We start from the raw sequence: 17,319 nt of genomic DNA, 5'->3' as shown, positions 1-17,319 counted from the left end.
CGCGATCAGGCCTTATCGGCGAACAGAAAGCCGGTCGCACTCCGACCGAAAGGCACATCCACTGCATGCATTTGGCGAACGCGCATAAGTCGGCTCAATACGTCCCTCCAGGATCGCTTCGCGGCGACGCACAAGGGCGACAATTTCCTCGACCCCCAGCAATTTCACACTCTGCGAACTGCGTGCGTGCCTGCCCGTCGGGCTTGCGAAGCTCACGAAGGCTTGTGGCTCGACGACCTCCCCGGTCTGTGCCTCGATCACCAATTTCTGCACCGACAGTTGGATTCGGTCAGTTTCATGAACACGAGCTGCCAGACGCGTCTTGAGTTCGACCAGTACCAACATGCCATTGGCACGACGGTACACGCGATCGACCCTGGCAACGAGCCGCAAGGGGTGCCGCATGCGAAAGAGCCTCTCCATATAGGCCAGCTCGGCACCGACCAGCCCTCGCGGTCGGGAGGCCCGTTCGCCAGACCTATGGCGTCCCATCCATAGCCGCGCCAGCCACAGGACGAACGCAACGAAACCGGCGAGCACATACATGGCAGACCATGTCATGGCAGCCCCCTGTCGCCCATCGCCTTCGCACACCAGGCAACCACGATGCGCAGTACGCATCACACCCCGATCACTATCCCAGGCGATCGCGCCATGATGCGGCAGCCCATTGGTGCAACCCGGTAGTACGCCGCAACCAGGGCTCTCCCCCAGCACTGGCGCAAGAGCACCGCATCGCGGTACGCGCGAAGCACCTGCGTCTCCGATGCATCCGGGCCAAACACGAAGGTCGCCACGAAACACCGGCGATCCGCCGTCGCTGCCACGCCCTCTTCCCAGTACCGCTGGTGAGCCACCTGCCCTCGGGCCATGGCCTTTCGCTGCTTCGGGGTAGCCCGCTCCCCATGGAGATGGGCCAGCTGCACTCGCTTCTCGCAGAAGCCCATCTCGGCCAAATCCTTCGCGGCCACCTCGCCATGACGCCCCATTCCTTGTCTTGGCATTTGCACCTCACTCAGCCAGGCTCGGCCCGAACACATCGTTGGTCACGCCTGCGGAAGCCAGCACCTCGCGGCCCGCCGATGCCAGCACAGGGCGAGCACCGTCGACGGCAAAGATTCCGTACTGCACCAGCAAGCCGTCGTAGGCCAGCACGCGCAGCCGGTTGACCCGCTTGCCACCTTTCGGAAATCGCACCAGCTCGTCATACAGCCGCGGGTTGTCCGCACGCGCCAGCTCGAACACCAGCCGAACCGGCTTGGAATCCTGTTGTGTGTTCCCGTTCATGCGATCTCCCCTGCCCCGCGGTCGCGGCCGGGAGCTATCGCGCTGGCGGCATAGTTCTGCCCGGCGAGCTGGAATCCGCGGACATTGGCGAACATCGGCTCCTTGACCTCGTGGATCCGGTGCTTCGGGAATGCCGCCTTCACCGCCTTCTTGAACAAGAAGGCACCACCGCCCACCAGAATGATGTTCTGCAGGCTCTCCGGCGTCTCGATCCACTGGCGCATCGTCGACACCGCTTGCTGCGCAACGCTCTCGGCCAGAGGCAAGTGCCGACCCATGTCGTAGGGTTTCTGGAAGATCACAGGCGACTTGCCGGAGCGCAAGGCCAGGTCGATGGCGTCGTAGTCGCGGTACGGTGAGCCGACATCCTTGGAGATCTCGGCTGCCAGCAGCCGCAGCACGTCCGACATGCCACGGTTGATCGAATGCGACTGCTTCTGCACTATTGATCGGGCCCCATAAAGATTGAACTTTCTGCTGATTTTCGCGTTCGAAGCAGCATGGACAAAGAAGACGCGAGATACCAAACCCTGGAGCAGCTTCACGAGCGGCGCAAGCAAGTCATCCGACTGCACAAACGGGGCATCAAAGTCATGGAACTGGTGCAGATGTCGGGCTTGAGCTACCCGGCTGTGCGCAAGGTGCTTGATCTGTTCGAGCAAGGCGGCTGGCCAGCCATCAAACCAGCCGGTCGTGGTCGCACGAAAGGCGATGCCCGATTGCTCACGCCCGAGCAAGAAGTCCACATCCAAAAGACCATCTGCGACAAACGTCCCGAGCAATTGAAGATGGACTTCTTCCTGTGGAGTCGCGCCGCCGTGATGCAGCTTATCGAACAGGAATGTGGCTTGAAATTGGGTGTGCGCACCGTGGGCAAATACCTGGCACGCTGGGGTTTCACCCCACAAAAGCCCATCAAGAAGGCATACGAACAACGCCCCGAAGCCGTCAAGGCCTGGCTAGATGAACACTACCCGGCCATCGAGGCCAAGGCCAAGGCTGAGGGCGGCGAAATCCACTGGGGCGATGAGACCGCACTGGTCAACACCGATGTACGCGGCAGGAGCTATGCACCAGCAGGTGAGACACCCGTGGCGTTCACGGTGGGCAGCACACGCCAGAAGCTGTCGATGATCGCCACGGTGACCAACCGGGGCAAGGCACGCTGGATGATCATTGACGAGGCCTTCAACAGCGACAAGTTGATTGAGTTCCTGGAGGCCTTGATCAAGGACGCGGGCAAGAAGGTGTTCCTGATCCTTGACAACCTGCGTGTACATCACAGCAAACCGGTCAAGGCGTGGCTGGCAGAGAGAAAGGAACAGATCGAGGTGTTCTACCTGCCCAGCTACAGCCCGGAACTCAACCCAGAAGAGCGTTTGAACGCCGACCTCAAGCAGGCCATGGGCAAGCGGGTCCCGGTCAGAACAAAGGCAAAACTGCGCGATGCGGCCAACGAACACATGGCCATGCTGGAGAAGTCACCCGAGCGGGTGATGAGCTACTTTCAGGATCCCCGCGTCAAATATGCCGCCGCTTGAGACTTCATGGGGCCGGAGCAATAGGCGCATGCCACGCGTGACCAACCAATCGAAGGTGCGAGAGCCAGGGTCGATCACCAGGCTCTGCTCGGTTCCGATGGTTGCCATCTTCTTGTGCTCGGCCGCGTAGTGGACCAAGGCACCCTGCGGTTGGGCAACGGCCATCGCCTTAGCGACGGTGACGGTCTTCCCGCCGCCTATCTGATGTTCTCCAGCCATGGTCTTTTCCAGCGCCGATTTCTTCAGCGAGAAGAGCGCCACCGGTAACCCGACGATCAGCAGATCGATGTGGGACACCTTCATCATGCTGAGCGCGCCGCGCAGCAGGGCCATGTATTCCGGTGACTCGGTGTACTCGTCGTGCAGCTGTTTGGCACGGAAGGTGTCGGCCGCCAGGCCGACGTCGGGTCCGACCTCGTAGAACAGCGGCCCGACCGGAATGCAGACGGTTTTGCGCCGTTCGCTGGCTGGCCAGTGAGGCGTCTCTCCGCTGGACGGATAGGCGACGGACGGAAAGCTGGCGCAGCGGATTTCGTTTCCCACGACGCCAGTGACGAATTTGGTGTTGCCGGACCCGACATCCACCGCTCGGACGATCAATTCCATGTGAGTGCTCCAAGTAAAGAACCATGTCGATCAGCATCGGCACGCCGATGCCTCCACGCCACGCGCAATCCGCTCGGAATGCCCCGCATTTCGGCATCAGGCTCTCTGTGCCGTCATCCGGGTGGAACGACAGCGACGATGCACTGACACCTGTCGCTGGCCTCTTCCTTCAAGACTTGCCCGTGTGTCACCACGGTCTCACTGCTTTGGCACTCGTCAACCCCGAACGCAAGCCACTGCCCCATTCAGCGGTGCTTGTCCCACACCCGCCTTGAGCGCCCCGTGTTGGACCAGAGGCAGGCGGTTCGCCTGTCAAGCCCGCATGCAGCCTCGCTCTGCCGCCCTGCGGGACACTAAATGGCCCCTATCAGGCCGTCGCGTCGGCGCAAGCGCCACCGGCAACCCAGGTTTCATGCCGTCGCATTGCCACGCCTGCATTGACCTGCAAGCCCCTTTCGTCATCCACTACAGGTTCCCGAGGGCCAACCTTGGCCCGCTCCATCAAGGAGCAGAAGGCGTCGCAGTCGTTACCTGCCCTTCAAGCCCCGGTCCTGAACCGGGGTGGCCGTCGCCCCCGAGGCGACCGCCCCGAGGTTCTCTTTCGTAGTGCATCTGCCTATGACCTTCGCCAGCCCTGTGGCTGGGCGCTCCCAGAAGCGCGTCAAGGCCATCGATCTCCCGACTTGGCACCCGATGCCGGCTCCCGATCCCGCCATTACTGAGCACGCGTGTTTCACGCCGCAAGCGGTTGTGCTTGCCCCCGAAGGGGCTCCCCGCTTGTCCCCGCTCAAACGCTCGACACCGCCCTGGACTTTCGGTCAGGGGCGGACCCATGCGCGCGGATGGCGCTGCGAATTCCAGGATTGATCCACCAGATAGCGCGAGACCTGATCTCGGCGCCGATGCGACTGTTTGCCCTCGAGGCAGCAGTGCGTCACCAGCCTCCGCCGTTGCAGAAATGCATATGCGGAGCCGGATCACACGTTTTCATTTTTAAGACCGACCGAGCTGGCCCTGCACGCGCATGTGGCTGGCGCAACCCCTGGGTCGGTGGCGCATGCCGTGGTCGCGTGCGCCGCCGTGATGAATCGACCTCCCGCACCAGCGGCTGACGGAATCCGTCGCTGGTGCCGACCTTCCCGGATTCCTGCCAGTGCGCCGTTCGGGCGGCGTGTTGTCCCCTTTGATTTGGAAAGCACCATGACGAACCCTTCCACTCAGTCAACCAATCCCATCAGCGCGAGGCGCATACCCGGCACAGATCGGCCGCGCCGGCAATCCTGGATAGACAAAACACCCCAGGAAATCCTCGCCCGACTGCGGCCCGGCCATGCCGATCCCATGCGCGTGCTGGAGACACTGATCGAGCTGTTCAACACCCGGCACACGGCGCGCGAGAAAACCGTCTCGCACAAGACCCGCGCCGAGCGCGCCCGCTTCCTGCGGCGTTTCTTCCTCGACCTCAAGCTGAAAGCTGGCTTCCACACCATGCCGGATCCGCGCAACCTGGGGCAGAAGCATCTGCACGCGATGGTGCAGGTGTGGCAGCGCGAGCATCTGGCACCCGCGACGATTCAGACCTACCTGTCTTTCCTGCGCGGATTGGCATCCTGGATGAACAAGCCCGGCCTCGTGCTACTTCCGGTGCGCTATGGCTTGTGCCTGGAGGAATACCAGCGCCATGAGTACGCCCAGCACGACAAAAGCTGGAGCGCGCACGGCATCGATGTGGAAGCCATCCTCGCCCAGGTCACGCAGTACGACGCACGGATCGCGGCCTCGATGCGGCTGATGCACACGCTGGCGCTGCGGCGCAAGGAATCGGTGATGTTCCGCCCCTTCGAGCACGTCGCGCCCTTCGAGGACACGGGCCTGCCTGCCGAGCGCCGCAAGGCGGATGAGTACGTGTGGATCAAGGGCAAGGGTGGGCGCGTGCGCTGGGTCGCGCTGGAAACGGAACAACAGCGGGCCTCGGTGGCGCTGGCGCGCTCGCTGGTTACCAGCCGCGACGCCCACCTGGGCCACCCAGCGCTCGACCTGAAGCGCAATCTGCGCCGACTCGACTACGCCCTGGAGAAGTTCGGAATCACGAAACGTCTGGTGGGCACCACGGGGCATGGACTGCGCCATGGCAATGTGAACGATCTGTACGAGAGCATTGCGGGCGTGCCGTCGCCCGTGCGTGGGGGCGGGACCGTGGCCGCAGATGTGGACCATGCGGCACGGCTGGCCGTGTCAGAGCGAGCCGGCCATTCGAGGGCCAGGGCTTCCGGTGCCTATATAGGAGCGGTACTGCCGAAGCAACCCACGGGCAGCCGAGGCCCCACCGCCCTCTTTTGAAGAACCGGTGTCAGGCGACGCGCAGATCGGCCTCGGTCTTGCCGCTGGCCAGCGCCTCGGCGAACCATCGGGGCTTGGGGCCGAAGCCTGACCAAGTGTGGCCCGCATCGTCCTTGAACTTGATGCGACCCGCTTCGGGCCTGGGCTTCTTGGCGTTACCGGATGCCTTGCGCGAGGCACCGCCCAATCCCAAGTCGGCGGCCGTGATGCCGTAATAGGCGATAGCCTCTTTCATGCGGGCAACCACCCCTGCCTTCTCTGCAACGCGGGTCTCCTCCCGCTCCCTTTGCAGCTTGGCAATCTCTGCGTCGATTTCTAGAGCCGTCCGTTTGCGGGCCATAGCAGTCTCTGGATATTGAGTGCGCGGAATTGCGCGGTCATGCGGTGCAAGGCATGGTGACCCAACCGCACCGCGAGTCTATAGCAGTATGCATCCGGCTCGGTTTGGGAGTCTATCCAGCCAGTCAATCACAGTGACGGCGATACGTCGAAGTCCTCGTCGGGATAGATCGCCGCGCCGCGCGGGCGTATTCCGCCCGCTTCCACTTCGTCCTCGGACAGGCCGAAGCGCGACAACGCTGCGCAGCGCGCCAGTGCTTCGGTGGACTCGCCCACCTTTCCGATATGGACGGCCTCTCCGTCGCGCACAACGCGCACATTCCATTGCTGCATGCTCATTCGGCTTCTGCCTCCGTGAGAGTCCTGGATTCGGACTGGTTAGATTCACTGCCCGCATGGAAGAACCCGAAGCGCGCCCAGGTGCGAGGATCAACTTCGATGGGGCCTGCGCGCTTGGAGTCGAGATTGACCACCACCCCATGCTGCGCGAGCCGCCCCCTGGAAAACAGTTCGTAGAGCAGTTGCGCCGCGAAGCGCACCGCCACGTCGTTGACGAACAGCCCCTGGGATGCCAGCGACATGCGAACCGAGCAGGACGGCTGGTTGTCCTCGGGTGCCGTGTCGTCGAGCAGTTCTGGAAACAGTTCGGTCACGCACGGCAGCCGCGGCCCCGTTGCCCGCGGGTCCAATGCCCTCCCGCCTTCGGGCTGGCCGAGCACCACCTGCGCCATGGCTTCCGTGTTGCCCAGGTCGAGCCAGTAGCGGTAGCAGCTGGTGTCCCGCCAAGCGATGCGGTGCAGCACACCTCGCGCCGAGCGGCTGTCCACGCAACTGATCAGCAAGTCCGTACCCGCCCAGTAGCGCTGGCCGTTCACATGCTCCTCATAGCGCATCGGGTGGGCGTCCCAGTCCAGGCCGTAGAACTGGTTCAGGCGGTGGATGGTGACCAACGCCTTGTGCCTACCGATGTCGGCGGCACTGTAGAGCTGCCGCCCGACATTCGCTTCGCTGACGCGGTCGGCGTCGAAGGCAGTGACGTGCAGGCCGTAGGGATGGCCCAGGGCGCGCATCGCAATGTCCAGGCGTGCGAGGCACGCCGCCATCTGCGCGCCGTTGCCGCCCACGCCGACCAGATGCACCGCAACGCGGCGTTCCAGCAACCTCGGATGAATCAGGTGTTCCACCAGCGCCTCCAGTTCCATGTCCTGCCGTCAGTTTCTCGCGGGGAGGATGGCTTTCAAGCGCTGTGCCAGCGTCGCACCAAGCGCAGCACCCAGCCATCGCGGCCTGCACCGGGCTCCCCTGCGTCCGGCATGGATGCCAGCGCCAGCGGCCCCTGCCACGGATGGTGCGGCAGCGATTTGTAGAGGCCGTTGATCACCAGCCGGAAGCACGCCACCGGCGCGGGCTGGTCCAGCAGCCCGAACACCCCGGCCACCTTGATGCCCTGGTCGTCCCGGTCATCGTCGGCCGACCAGAAGGCCGGGCCGTGGCCATGCGTGTGCAAGTCCACCGCTACCGTCTCGTCGCTGGCCATCGGCGGCCTGCGATAGTCGATGCGCACGGGCGAGGCACGTTCGGCCTCGCAGATCGCCAAGCGCAGCCGCCCGGTGCTGCGCGAGTAGATCAGCACCCCGGCGGCCTCATCGGGCAGGTGCTGCCGCCCATAGGCCACGAATTCCTCGATCATCCTGATCGGCAGTTGCCCGAAGCTGAACCGCAGGCACTCCTGCACCTCCCCGTAGGGCAGGCGCATCGCAGGGGGCTCCAGCCCCAAGGCGGTGATGCTGTCGAGCCAGTCCAGCCGGGTCTGCACGAACCAGCCGTTGCGGGCGACCACAATGCGCTGGCCGTTGGCCATGTCCGGCAGCGCGCCGAAGCGCGGCGCGGCCACAACGGGACAGGCGGCGAGCAGGGCCTGGTCCCTGGGGTCCATCGTGTACGTCATGGTGCCTCCGGTTCGCCGAGCAGTTGGCCCAACGTGGTCTTGGTATCGACCAGCACCCGTTCGGGAAAGCGCTTGAAGCGCTGGTTCAGCATGTCGCGCCAGAATGCAAAGGAGCCGCCCCGGTAGTTCAGCAGCTTGCCCGCCACGTTAGGGTGCGTGAAGTAGGAGTGGAAGAACGCATCGTTCCAGGCACCGATCTTCTCCACGGTCGTTCCCTCGGGCACCGGCACGTTGCCCTGACAGATGTGGCCGTGGGCATTGACATTGAAGAACGGGGCTTGGAACAGCGGCGTGCCCAGCGTCGGGCGGCGGCTGCCCTTGACCGCCCACACCCGCCACGCTCGGCTGGAGGCCCCGAAAACCAGCCCTGGCAGCGGCACCGCCTCACCGCGCTCGCCACCGCCGAAGGATTCGGCATGGTCGGTGCCCACGCGGAACGCGATGTGCCTGCGCGCCGGTGGTGCCCACCACACCAGCACGTCGCCATGCACGTAAAGCACCGTCTCAGGCAGAAAGCCGCCGTGCGCGGCCCGCTGGAGCAAGGCCGAGGCCAGTTCCCGCGCCGCCTGGGCGGTCATGGCCCGTCCCGCGCCGATGACCGGCGCACCGTCCACGGTCAGAATCTCATGCACGGTGGCAAGCGCGCCGCCCGAGCGTCCGTGGTACAGCAGCACGGCCTGGTCCAGCGTCAGCACGTCGTCCGTGGGTGTGTGGATGGAAAATTCCGCTTCGCTCATCTTCGATGACCTCCTGCTGTCAGTGTCCAGCGGACAGCGCGTGGATCAAGCGGTCGATCAGTCCGATCGCCTCGAAGCGCTGGCCCATGCGGTGGAACCACGCCCCGAGCGCACCGGGGTCGCTCATCGGAATCTGCGCCTCGCCCATGCGGTCGCAGAACTCAGCCTGATGCGCCATCTGGAGCAGGTCGTCGTAGATGCGCGTGGTCACGTCGCCCTCGTCCCAGGACAGCACCGCGCCGAAGCCGATGTACTCGCCGTCCATGTCGGGCAGGAACTCGTCGGTGATCGTCAGGCGCGACAGCGCCAGCGCATCGGCGGCGATCTGGCGCATCCGAGGGTCGGTGAGCGTCTTGGCCGCATGCCGCAGGTTGCACGGTTTCCACGCCTTCTTGCCCTTGGTCCGCCGCTCGCCCTTGCGGGGCAGTGAGAGCCAGCTCCGCGCCCATTCGGGGTAGGAAGCATCCAGCTTGCCGCGCGTGACCATTTCCTCGCGCATGGCGTCGCGTTCGGCCTCGTCGCAGTCCTCGCACATCATGTCCAGGGCGGCTTCCTCGTCCATTTCGCCCTGCCAGTACACGTAGGAGGCCACGTCGCAGGCGATGTCGGGGGTGAACAGCGGGTACACATGTCGGCTCTGTTCGCGCAGCACTTGCAGAACCGTGGCCCCCAGGCGCGGCATGGCGGCATTGAGCGCCTCCAGGCCCTCGCCCACGGCCCACTCCGCCTCGCGGTATTCGCACCAGTACACATCGAGTTGGGCGTAGGCGGCCTGCCGCTCGCCACGCATCGCCGGGCGGTGGCCATGCTCGTCCAGCACGCTGACCGCGAAACGCGGCTCCAGGCACTGTAGCGGCCCGACCTGCCGCTTGACCCAGGCGTCGATGGCGCGCTCGCACGCCTTGAGTGGGTCGGACTCGCTCTCCGGCAAGTCCCCTTCGCGCACCGCGCCCGCCTCGATCAGGAAGCGGCATAGCGCCGCGTTGGCCCGGGCCTGGGAATTCGATGCAACGGTCAGCGGCACCCCTGCGCCCAGGCCCGGCAACGCCAGGAACGGCGAACAGGGCAGGACGGTGAGCGCCGTCATGGCAGTGGAACCAGCATGTCGCTGGTGGCGCTGGCCCGGTGGACAGAGGCGGCGTGGTGCTGCTCCTCCAGCATCCGATGCGCGAACTGGCTCCAGGCCGACGAACGGGTCTGCACGCTGCGACGCGACAAGGCGCGTGACAGCTTGCCCGTCGCACCCAGGTTGCCGCGCTCCACGGCCTGCACACGCTCCAGCAGCGCCGCGAGGCGTGGGCCGGATGGTGCTTGCGGCACGGCGTCATGGGTGCCCGTGCCCTTGGTGCCCACGGCCTTGCGAAAAACAAAGTCCTGCCGCCCGTTGGCGACCTCGCCCGCCTCGACCTCGGCGCTGACGAGTTCGGGAAACTGGGCGCTGTAGAGGTCGCGCACTTCGCGTGGCGCGAGGCCGGGCACGTCCGGCAGCAGGATGCCGTTGTAGGTGAAGGTACGCACGATGGGGGTGATTTCGATCGACATGGGGATGGCTCCTTGGGTTCGGATGCGGCCACCACGGCGATGGCCTTGCGGTCAGTCTCTCGCCGGACGCCTCCGGCGCAAGGGTGCTGCGGCGGATCATCCGAACAGGTCGAAGGACTCGCCACTGCCCGCCGCCACGCCAACCGTTGCGGCCTGCGGCGCGGCATCCCCGCCATCCGCCCCATCGTCATCGTCTTGCAGAGCCGGGCTGACCGTGGTCGCAGCCGTGGATGCCGGGGCTGGCTTGGCAGCGGACGGATTGGGGGCTGCAGCTTTGGCCGTCGCATCGCTGGCCTTCTTGACCGATGCCGCCTTGGCCGCCTCGATCACTTCCTTGGTGGCCTCGGCCTGCTGCGCGAGGCTGCGCCGGACTTCGCGATAGCCGCATAGCGCTTCAATGAAGCCTGTGTCGAACTCCTGCGGGGTCGCCGTCAGGCTCAGGGGCTGGGCCAGCGCGGGCTCGCCCGCGTCCTGCCTGGGCTTGGGAATCACGTTGACCGTCAGGCGGCCGGATTTCTCGTCGGCGCTCACCGTCATGGTGAGCGTGGCACTGCAAGCCAGCGCGAACAGTTCCTCGAACATCGTCATGTCATGCTCCTTGGGGGAATGGGGGGACATGGCCCCGTGGGGCCGTCCAGACCATGCTAGAACCGGCTCCCCCGCTGTCCAGGGGCCAATCCGGCATCAGGCCAGGGCCGGTTCTGGCTGCGGTTCGGCTGCGGTGTCGGTGGCCTCGGAGCCTTCCACTTCATCCGCTTCGCCGCTTCCGTCCTGCGCTTCATCGGCCAGGATCGGCTGGCGCGGATAGCACATCACGGCGGGCACAGTGCCTTGGTAGGCGAACCCCGGCACCTTGAGCAAGGCCGCGATGAACTCTTGCTTCTTGCCCGAGCGCGCCACCTTGAAGCCTGAGCCCATCGCCTTCTTCAACCCCACCTCGGCCGCGAGACTCTCCAGTTCGCTCGTCGTGAACAGGTCAAGGAATGCCTTGTCCCACTGGAAGTACCGGCCTTCATCGACCTCGGCGTAGTTCAGGAGAAGTTCCAGGTCGCTGGTGCTGACGCCGAAGGCGGCGGACGCGGTGGCGGCCTGCAAGAGCCGCTCCAGTTGCGCCTCAGGTGCAGCATCGGCGCGTTGCAGCCCGCCTCGCACGCCGAAACCAGCGCGTCCGGGCTGGCCCGCGATCCGCTCGAAGGCGTTGCGGAACTGCGCCTCGCGCAGATCGGCACCGCGCCCGGCCAGCGCCAGGGCAATCAGCACGCGCTGGCTGCGCTGCGGTTGGGCCATCAGGGCCTTGGCCAGCCATTTGCGCCACTCCGTCAGGCGGTGCGCCACCACGCGCTGCGGGGTCTGGTTCGCTGGTGCGACGGCTGCGGGTTTCGCAGCGCTCTTGTTCCTTTTGCCAGCCTTCGCACTCCCCTTGCCCGCTGCCTCGGCCACTGCCGCCTGCGCGTCGCGCTGCGCCTTGCGCCACAGGGCGACCTTCTGGCTGTTGCATGCGGCATCGAAGTACAGCGACCGTGTGACCTCGCCGTAGCTGCCCGGCATCGCGGACACCGAACAGCCGAAGGACTGGCACCCCTGGCAGGAGGTGTACTGCGGGGCACCGACACCCAGGTCGCCCGCGGCGGTCAGCGGCAGCGGCGTGAAGCCGTCGGACGCCTTCACGATGCGGATGACCGGGAACTCGTCGCGCAGGGCATCGGCCCGGGCCTGGACCGCCTGCAAGGTCAGTTTCTCGAAATGGCTCGGGTGCTGGCAGTAGCCCTCGCCCAGGGATTCGGCGAACAGGCCCGCCTGCCGCGCCGAGTTGTGCGCGCAGCCGCCGCACGGCGCCGTGTCGAAGATCGCATCGGCCAGCTGACGCGCATAGCGACCCAACTGCGCTTTGAGCACGGCCACCGGCACCTTCTGCGCCAGGATGCCCTCGAGCACGGTGTCCTGCTTGTCGGGGGGAATGCCCGAGAGCAGTTCGGCGTGGCCGAGCAGGATGGTGCGGCTGGTCAGCGCCTGCAGCACGGCAGGCGTACAGGCCAGCAGCGCCAGCCGCCGCTCCAGCACGTCGGGCGACCAGCCCATGAGGCGGGCGGTTTTCTCCTTGTCGCCGCGCTGGCGCAGGAGCTGGCGCTGGGCCGCATGGGCTTCCTCGGCGGGTGACATGTCCTCGCGGTGGTAGTTCTCGATCACCGACATGGCCTCGGCCGTCTCGTCGCTGGCGTCCTTGATGACCACGGGCATGTCGTAGCCGTCTCCGAAGACGTTCTTGGCGGCACGCCAGCGGCGTTCGCCCGCGATGATTTCGTAGCGGTCGGTGCCCGGAATCGGCCGCACGACAATGGGTTCGAGCACGCCGACGGCGCGGATGCCCTCCTCCAGTTCGGCCATCTTGTCGGGATCGAAGTACGTGCGCGGGTTCTTGCCCTGGACGATCCGGCGGATCGGCAAGGTGGGCTGACTTGGTTGGCTGAGATCGTTCACGGTGCCTCCTGTCTGCATCGGGTGGGATGCAGTCATGCTCTCGCTGCTCAACAGCCCTTCAAGGGACAACGCCAACGCCCCTTTCCAAAGGACACAGGAATGCGAGTAACCGCCAGATTGCAGAGTCTCACCGCCACCGGGCCGTAGACTTGCTCTCAATCTGGAGACGGAAGGACTTCAAATGATCGAATGGCTAATTTCAGTGTATGAGAGGTGTCGCGACTTGGCGGCGAAGGCCAATGACGCCAAAGACCGCCTGCTTGTGGGTGAAGACGACGCCGCCAAGACGATCAACGGCTACATGAAGCAGGACTACGACGCGCTCATTCGATTGTGGAAGGAAGTCGATCCAGAGATGAAGAACACCGGGCGACTGAGCGACATGGCCCGGCACGTCCGGTTCGGCATGAACAACGACTACGAGGACATCGTGGTCCACGACATCCCCTCCGTCCTCAATGCCGCTGAAGCGCTGGCGCGGGACGGCTCCAAGAATGCAGGAGCCATGGGGTTCGAAGGCCTGCTGCATCCGGCCATTGTTGCCAGCTCTCTGAGCCAGTACCGTAACGGCCATCTGCGGGACGCGGTACTCAACGGCGTCATCGCGGTGTTCGACATGATCCGGGCACGCACCAATCTCAACCTGGATGGCAAGGACCTCGTGGGACAGGCCTTCGGTATGGAGAAGGGGAAGCTAGTTTTCAGCGAGATCGGGACGGAGACGGGAAGGAACGATCAAAAAGGATTTCTTCTGATCTACGAGGGTATCTACACAGGTGTGCGCAACGTGAAAGCGCATTCGCTCAATCACGATCTGAACGAGCAGAAGGCAGCTCAGTACCTCGTCACTCTGAGTCTGCTGGCGCGGCGCGTTGAGGAATGCAATGATCGCCCGTAGCGACTGTCCGTGTAGACGATCACGGGACTCGCGCGCATGGGAAGAAACCCATCTGCGTGAATTGCCGCACCTCCGGGAATCCGCCGCACCTATCCACGCCGCAGCTCAAGTCATGCCCTCCGGGTGCCACGCCTGCGCCAGACTGCGTTTGTGATACGTTACAAATTGGCAAGAAGAAGAGATCCAGAGGAATTCAGGATGAAGGAAATCAGTGGCCGGGCTTTTGCAGAGCGTTTTGCTTTGAACCCTTTGGGCTTTGCGTGGTTGCTTGGCGCAGGCGCTTCCGCCACGGCCGGCATACCGACGGGCTATCAGATGATCCAGGAGTTCCGCACGCGCCTTTTCGCTTCGGAGACCGGCATCAGCCTGCGCGAGATCGACCCGGCGGACCCTGTCTGGCAATCGCGCATCGACCTGCACCATGAGAGGAAGGGAGTTCTCCCGCCCAAGGGAGACCCCTCTGAATACAGCCGGGCGTTCGAGGCCCTGTACCCCACAGCTGACGATCGTCGGCTTTTCATCAGGAACCAGGTCAGCAAAGGAAGCCCGTCGCTCGGCCACAAGGTGCTGGGCTCACTCCTGGGAGCACGGAAGACTCCCTGCGTATTCACCACAAACTTCGATTCGCTTGTCGAAAGCGCTGCCACGATTGCATCGCAGCTTCTGCCCGCCAACGAACGCGGTACGCCGACCCTCGCCGCGATCGACAATGCGGCCCGCGCCGAAACCTGCCTGCGCGAGAGCGAGTGGCCGCTAATCGTGAAGCTGCATGGCGACTACCAGTCTGTCGAGCTCAAGAATACCGATCAGGAACTGGCACAGCAGGATGCCCAGTTGCGTCTGGTGTTGACCCAATCGCTGCAGCGGTTCGGACTGGTCGTGGTCGGCTACAGCGGACGCGACGATTCCGTCATGCAGGCGTTGGGCGCCGTGCTTCGTTCCCCCGTGCGCTACCCCAAGGGCATCTACTGGCTGTGCCGTGACGCGGACAGCCTGCTCCCGGCCGTTCGAGAACTGCTTGAACAAGCCAAGCTCGCACAGGTGGATGTGCACCTCGTCAAGGGCACCACCTTCGATGAGCTATGCGGAGACATCGCGGACGTCACGGACCTCCCTGCCCCCCTGGTCACCCATGTGTTCGGTGAACGCAGCGCCGCCACTGTGGCGCAGGTACCGCTGCTGCGACAGGCGGCATTGCGAGCGCCGGTGCTCAGGCTTTCGGCCATGCCTCTGATCGAGATGCCCAAGTCCGCTCGAAGGATCGCTCTCAACTCGAACGCTGGCATCGCCGACGTTCGCGCCCTGCTCAAACAGGCCGGCGTGAGAGCCACCGTGGGCCAGGCAGGGGGCCCCGGCGTGCTGGCCGCATTCGGGGCCGATGCGGCGCTGGAGAAAGCGCTGGCACCATACGGAGCCAAGTTGGCCGGCGAGGTCGCACTGAACATTGCCAGGGACTCCTGGGCCAAGGGTGTGATCTACGATGCACTCGTTCGCGCGCTCTGCAGGGAGCTGCCTCTGTTCGCACGGTTGCATGGCCGTGGCCACAGCCTCTCGGTGTCACGTCCGAACAGCGAGCTCCCCAGGGAGCTGGCCCAGGCCAGACGTGAGCTGCTGTCGCGCTTGAAAACTGCGTATGGGTCCGAGTTAACTGGTCCGGTCCCAGGTACTTCCGGCAAATACTCCGAAGGTCTTTCAATCCGGCTGGAGCAGGCCGACGACCGCTGGTGGGCCGTGTTTGAACCGGCGACCTTCATTGACCTCAACCATCGCGCACCTGATGCCGATCCCCCTCAATCGAACGCCGAATGGCGTAAGGCCGAAGATTGGCGCAGGGAGCGCTGGGTGCAGAAGTACAACCACCGCTGGTCCGCGATCCTCGATGCGTGGGTGGAGTTGCTGACGCATGCCCAAGGTCCCCGACGCAGCGCCTACGGCTTGGCCGCGGAGACGGGTATCGATGCGGTGTTCGAGCTGGGCGCCAAGACCGCACGCAGCAGGCCAGCGCACGACCACGATTTCTTCCATGTGCCGCGGGGGCAACGATGAGTGTCGAGAAGCCGCTCCCGATCAATCTGCCTGCCTTCACGCTGCTGGAGGAACCCGAACTGGCCTTCGCGTCTGGAAACCCCAAGGCCCGCCATCGACACCCCCTATTGGGACTGTCGCGCTTTGGCGCGTTCGACCAGGCATCGTATCGACACTACAGCCAGGACCTTCGCGTCGCGTACGTGGGCCCCAGGTCAGGTGCTGCGCTGGTGCGCGACATGCGGGAGAGCCTGCGTGGACCGCAACGCAATACCGACAACAACAGCTACGCACAAGCCTATCCGGGATTCGAAAGCCTGTTCGGGGTGGACTTGCTCAGTGCCGACAAGCAGGCCCATGTCGTGTGGCCAGAGGAGCTGTACGACCTCGGTCAGGGCGACACGGTCAGCGAGCGGGTACGTGCCGCGCTCCATCACGCACTTAGGCGCCTTGAGGCGGCGCGCGCCCAGTTTGACGTGGCGCTGGTGTACTTTCCCGATCGATGGCTTCCGCATCTTCGAACCAAAGAGTTCGATGCACACGACGAACTCAAGGCACTGGGGGCTCAGTTGGGCATTCCAACCCAAGTCATCAACGACAAATCGCTGAAGTTCGGCAACTGGGGCGCACGCGCGTGGCGGCTGTCCGTGGCGCTGTATGCCAAGGCCGGCGGGACGCCCTGGAAGCTGGCGCCGATCGAGGGCATTCCCGAGGACACCGCCTACATCGGGCTGGCCTATGCCATCCGCCGATCCTCGGACGAAGCCCACTATGTGACCTGCTGCTCGCAGGTCTTCGACATGGAAGGAGGCGGCATGCAGTTCATCGCCTTCGAAGCGAATGACGCCATTGCCGACGAAGCGGAGGCACGACGCAACCCCTTTCTATCGCAAGCTGACATGCGGGCGGTCCTCACGCGCAGCGTCCGGCTCTACCTTGAAGGACATGCGGGCCGCGTCCCGCGTCGCCTTGTGATCCACAAGACTACCGCCTTTACTGAAGGCGAGCTCAAGGGAGTGCAGGACGCGACGCAGTCGATCCCGGAAGTCGAGTGCATCGAAATTGGCTCGAGTTCGGCATGGCGAGGGGTCTGGATGGTCGAGGCACCAGGCAAGCAACCCAGCGTCCAGCCAGCGCGCTTTCCGGTTCCGCGCGGCACCCTGGTCATGACCTCGGGCAACGCGGCCCTCCTCTGGCTTGCCGGCAATGCACCGTCGGCTGTCGGCGGCAGGGACTATTTCCAGGGAGGCAAGAGCATCCCGAAACCCATTGTTCTCCGCCGTCACATGGGGCGCGGCCCCTTTGAACTCCTGGCTTCCGAAGCCATGGCGCTGGCGAAGATGGACTGGAACAACGATGCGCTGTACGACCCCCTGCCGGTGACAATCATGTACTCGCAACGGCTGTCGCGCACCATCTCCAATGTGCCCAGCCTGCCCGCGCACAGCTACCCCTATCGGCTGTTCATGTAAGAACCTACAATCATGCGCAAGGCGCCCGCCGTACTTGCACGCGAGTAGAAACAGGCTCTTCTTCCATCGTCATCGATCTCCCTTCCGGGCCTCGTCGTCGGGGACT

At 64.6% G+C, this 17,319-nt stretch carries 19 protein-coding genes; 5 read left to right on the top strand and 14 right to left on the bottom strand.

Annotated elements, in window-relative coordinates; genetic code table 11:
* Nucleotides 1-12 precede the first annotated feature (12 nt).
* From PQV96_RS07475 to PQV96_RS07460, 4 genes are read right to left on the bottom strand one after another with little or no spacing between them, the layout of a single operon-like run.
* Nucleotides 13-561: a PD-(D/E)XK nuclease family protein gene (locus PQV96_RS07475; protein WP_060984453.1), complete on the bottom strand. Its 549-nt coding sequence runs from the start codon at nt 559-561 to the stop codon at nt 13-15.
* A gap of 59 nt (nt 562-620) precedes the next feature.
* Entirely contained in the window at nt 621-1,004 is a 384-nt protein-coding gene (locus PQV96_RS07470; RefSeq protein ID WP_273624920.1) for a CFI-box-CTERM domain-containing protein, read from the bottom strand.
* 7 nt (nt 1,005-1,011) lie between these two features.
* Nucleotides 1,012-1,287: a hypothetical protein gene (locus tag PQV96_RS07465; RefSeq protein ID WP_013722317.1), complete on the bottom strand. Its 276-nt coding sequence runs from the start codon at nt 1,285-1,287 to the stop codon at nt 1,012-1,014.
* Complete coding sequence (locus PQV96_RS07460) at nt 1,284-1,730, bottom strand: hypothetical protein (RefSeq protein ID WP_337931859.1); 447 nt, start codon at nt 1,728-1,730, stop codon at nt 1,284-1,286. Before PQV96_RS07460 ends, PQV96_RS07465 begins: the two co-directional genes overlap by 4 nt.
* 57 nt (nt 1,731-1,787) lie before the next feature.
* Between PQV96_RS07460 and PQV96_RS07455 the strand changes: the two genes are divergently transcribed.
* Nucleotides 1,788-2,828: an IS630 family transposase gene (locus tag PQV96_RS07455; RefSeq protein ID WP_044395424.1), complete on the top strand. Its 1,041-nt coding sequence runs from the start codon at nt 1,788-1,790 to the stop codon at nt 2,826-2,828.
* On the opposite strand, the gene PQV96_RS07450 is transcribed toward PQV96_RS07455, so the two are convergent.
* Entirely contained in the window at nt 2,769-3,434 is a 666-nt protein-coding gene (locus tag PQV96_RS07450) for a PRTRC system protein D (protein WP_273624918.1), read from the bottom strand. The genes PQV96_RS07455 and PQV96_RS07450 overlap by 60 nt on opposite strands.
* Nucleotides 3,435-4,634: 1,200 nt before the next feature.
* Between PQV96_RS07450 and PQV96_RS07445 the strand changes: the two genes are divergently transcribed.
* Nucleotides 4,635-5,774, top strand: a complete 1,140-nt coding sequence (locus tag PQV96_RS07445; RefSeq protein WP_063460910.1) for a phage integrase N-terminal domain-containing protein — start codon at nt 4,635-4,637, stop codon at nt 5,772-5,774.
* Between the two features lie 10 nt (nt 5,775-5,784).
* Here the strand turns inward: PQV96_RS07445 and PQV96_RS07440 are convergent, their stop codons facing one another.
* From PQV96_RS07440 to PQV96_RS07400, 9 genes are all read right to left on the bottom strand, one after another.
* Nucleotides 5,785-6,114, bottom strand: a complete 330-nt coding sequence (locus PQV96_RS07440; protein ID WP_060984449.1) for an H-NS histone family protein — start codon at nt 6,112-6,114, stop codon at nt 5,785-5,787.
* A 128-nt stretch (nt 6,115-6,242) separates the two neighbouring features.
* The gene (locus PQV96_RS07435) at nt 6,243-6,452 is read right to left on the bottom strand and encodes a hypothetical protein (RefSeq protein ID WP_013722321.1); all 210 of its coding nucleotides are present in this window, start codon (nt 6,450-6,452) and stop codon (nt 6,243-6,245) included.
* The gene (locus tag PQV96_RS07430; RefSeq protein ID WP_242421838.1) at nt 6,449-7,315 is read right to left on the bottom strand and encodes a PRTRC system ThiF family protein; all 867 of its coding nucleotides are present in this window, start codon (nt 7,313-7,315) and stop codon (nt 6,449-6,451) included. Before PQV96_RS07430 ends, PQV96_RS07435 begins: the two co-directional genes overlap by 4 nt.
* 35 nt (nt 7,316-7,350) lie before the next feature.
* Nucleotides 7,351-8,061 (bottom strand): PRTRC system protein A, encoded by a 711-nt coding sequence (locus tag PQV96_RS07425; RefSeq protein WP_063460612.1) that lies wholly within the window; start codon nt 8,059-8,061, stop codon nt 7,351-7,353.
* Nucleotides 8,058-8,798 carry a PRTRC system protein B gene (locus tag PQV96_RS07420; RefSeq protein WP_063460613.1) on the bottom strand — a complete coding sequence of 247 codons (741 nt, stop codon included), beginning with the start codon at nt 8,796-8,798 and terminating at the stop codon, nt 8,058-8,060. Before PQV96_RS07420 ends, PQV96_RS07425 begins: the two co-directional genes overlap by 4 nt.
* Before the next feature lie 19 nt (nt 8,799-8,817).
* Nucleotides 8,818-9,885, bottom strand: coding sequence for a PRTRC system protein F (locus PQV96_RS07415; protein WP_273624917.1), 1,068 nt, complete (start codon nt 9,883-9,885; stop codon nt 8,818-8,820).
* Nucleotides 9,882-10,340, bottom strand: a complete 459-nt coding sequence (locus PQV96_RS07410; RefSeq protein ID WP_063460615.1) for a PRTRC system protein C — start codon at nt 10,338-10,340, stop codon at nt 9,882-9,884. The genes PQV96_RS07415 and PQV96_RS07410 overlap by 4 nt, the downstream gene beginning before the upstream one ends.
* A gap of 96 nt (nt 10,341-10,436) precedes the next feature.
* Nucleotides 10,437-10,928, bottom strand: a complete 492-nt coding sequence (locus PQV96_RS07405; RefSeq protein ID WP_063460616.1) for a PRTRC system protein E — start codon at nt 10,926-10,928, stop codon at nt 10,437-10,439.
* 96 nt (nt 10,929-11,024) lie between these two features.
* On the bottom strand, nt 11,025-12,836 hold the full coding sequence (locus PQV96_RS07400; RefSeq protein WP_199865973.1) for a PRTRC system ParB family protein: 1,812 nt from the start codon (nt 12,834-12,836) through the stop codon (nt 11,025-11,027).
* Nucleotides 12,837-12,999: 163 nt separating this feature from the next.
* Here PQV96_RS07400 and PQV96_RS07395 point away from each other — a divergent pair, with 163 nt between their 5' ends.
* The 3 genes from PQV96_RS07395 to PQV96_RS07385 all read left to right on the top strand — a co-directional run bounded on the left by PQV96_RS07395 (nt 13,000) and on the right by PQV96_RS07385 (nt 17,213).
* Entirely contained in the window at nt 13,000-13,716 is a 717-nt protein-coding gene (locus PQV96_RS07395; protein WP_063460617.1) for a TIGR02391 family protein, read from the top strand.
* A 198-nt stretch (nt 13,717-13,914) separates the two neighbouring features.
* Nucleotides 13,915-15,762, top strand: a complete 1,848-nt coding sequence (locus PQV96_RS07390; RefSeq protein ID WP_207374758.1) for an SIR2 family protein — start codon at nt 13,915-13,917, stop codon at nt 15,760-15,762.
* Entirely contained in the window at nt 15,759-17,213 is a 1,455-nt protein-coding gene (locus PQV96_RS07385) for an argonaute/piwi family protein (protein ID WP_063460619.1), read from the top strand. The genes PQV96_RS07390 and PQV96_RS07385 overlap by 4 nt, the downstream gene beginning before the upstream one ends.
* Nucleotides 17,214-17,319 lie beyond the last annotated feature (106 nt).

Source organism: Acidovorax temperans (assembly GCF_028596105.1).
GTDB classification, from domain to species: domain Bacteria; phylum Pseudomonadota; class Gammaproteobacteria; order Burkholderiales; family Burkholderiaceae_C; genus Acidovorax; species Acidovorax temperans.
Note: the sequence above shows the minus strand (reverse complement) of the source record. Positions and strands in the feature narration are given on the sequence as shown.

Excerpts from the sequence above, each read along its gene's own strand:
- PQV96_RS07475 (WP_060984453.1), bottom strand. The coding sequence starts at position 561 with ATGACATGGTCTGCCATGTATGTGCTCGCCGGTTTCGTTGCGTTCGTC.
- PQV96_RS07470 (WP_273624920.1), bottom strand. The coding sequence starts at position 1,004 with ATGCCAAGACAAGGAATGGGGCGTCATGGCGAGGTGGCCGCGAAGGAT.
- PQV96_RS07465 (WP_013722317.1), bottom strand. The coding sequence starts at position 1,287 with ATGAACGGGAACACACAACAGGATTCCAAGCCGGTTCGGCTGGTGTTC.
- PQV96_RS07455 (WP_044395424.1), top strand. The coding sequence starts at position 1,788 with ATGGACAAAGAAGACGCGAGATACCAAACCCTGGAGCAGCTTCACGAG.
- PQV96_RS07450 (WP_273624918.1), bottom strand. The coding sequence starts at position 3,434 with ATGGAATTGATCGTCCGAGCGGTGGATGTCGGGTCCGGCAACACCAAA.
- PQV96_RS07445 (WP_063460910.1), top strand. The coding sequence starts at position 4,635 with ATGACGAACCCTTCCACTCAGTCAACCAATCCCATCAGCGCGAGGCGC.
- PQV96_RS07440 (WP_060984449.1), bottom strand. The coding sequence starts at position 6,114 with ATGGCCCGCAAACGGACGGCTCTAGAAATCGACGCAGAGATTGCCAAG.
- PQV96_RS07435 (WP_013722321.1), bottom strand. The coding sequence starts at position 6,452 with ATGAGCATGCAGCAATGGAATGTGCGCGTTGTGCGCGACGGAGAGGCC.
- PQV96_RS07430 (WP_242421838.1), bottom strand. The coding sequence starts at position 7,315 with ATGGAACTGGAGGCGCTGGTGGAACACCTGATTCATCCGAGGTTGCTG.
- PQV96_RS07425 (WP_063460612.1), bottom strand. The coding sequence starts at position 8,061 with ATGACGTACACGATGGACCCCAGGGACCAGGCCCTGCTCGCCGCCTGT.
- PQV96_RS07420 (WP_063460613.1), bottom strand. The coding sequence starts at position 8,798 with ATGAGCGAAGCGGAATTTTCCATCCACACACCCACGGACGACGTGCTG.
- PQV96_RS07415 (WP_273624917.1), bottom strand. The coding sequence starts at position 9,885 with ATGACGGCGCTCACCGTCCTGCCCTGTTCGCCGTTCCTGGCGTTGCCG.
- PQV96_RS07410 (WP_063460615.1), bottom strand. The coding sequence starts at position 10,340 with ATGTCGATCGAAATCACCCCCATCGTGCGTACCTTCACCTACAACGGC.
- PQV96_RS07405 (WP_063460616.1), bottom strand. The coding sequence starts at position 10,928 with ATGACGATGTTCGAGGAACTGTTCGCGCTGGCTTGCAGTGCCACGCTC.
- PQV96_RS07400 (WP_199865973.1), bottom strand. The coding sequence starts at position 12,836 with ATGCAGACAGGAGGCACCGTGAACGATCTCAGCCAACCAAGTCAGCCC.
- PQV96_RS07395 (WP_063460617.1), top strand. The coding sequence starts at position 13,000 with ATGATCGAATGGCTAATTTCAGTGTATGAGAGGTGTCGCGACTTGGCG.
- PQV96_RS07390 (WP_207374758.1), top strand. The coding sequence starts at position 13,915 with ATGAAGGAAATCAGTGGCCGGGCTTTTGCAGAGCGTTTTGCTTTGAAC.
- PQV96_RS07385 (WP_063460619.1), top strand. The coding sequence starts at position 15,759 with ATGAGTGTCGAGAAGCCGCTCCCGATCAATCTGCCTGCCTTCACGCTG.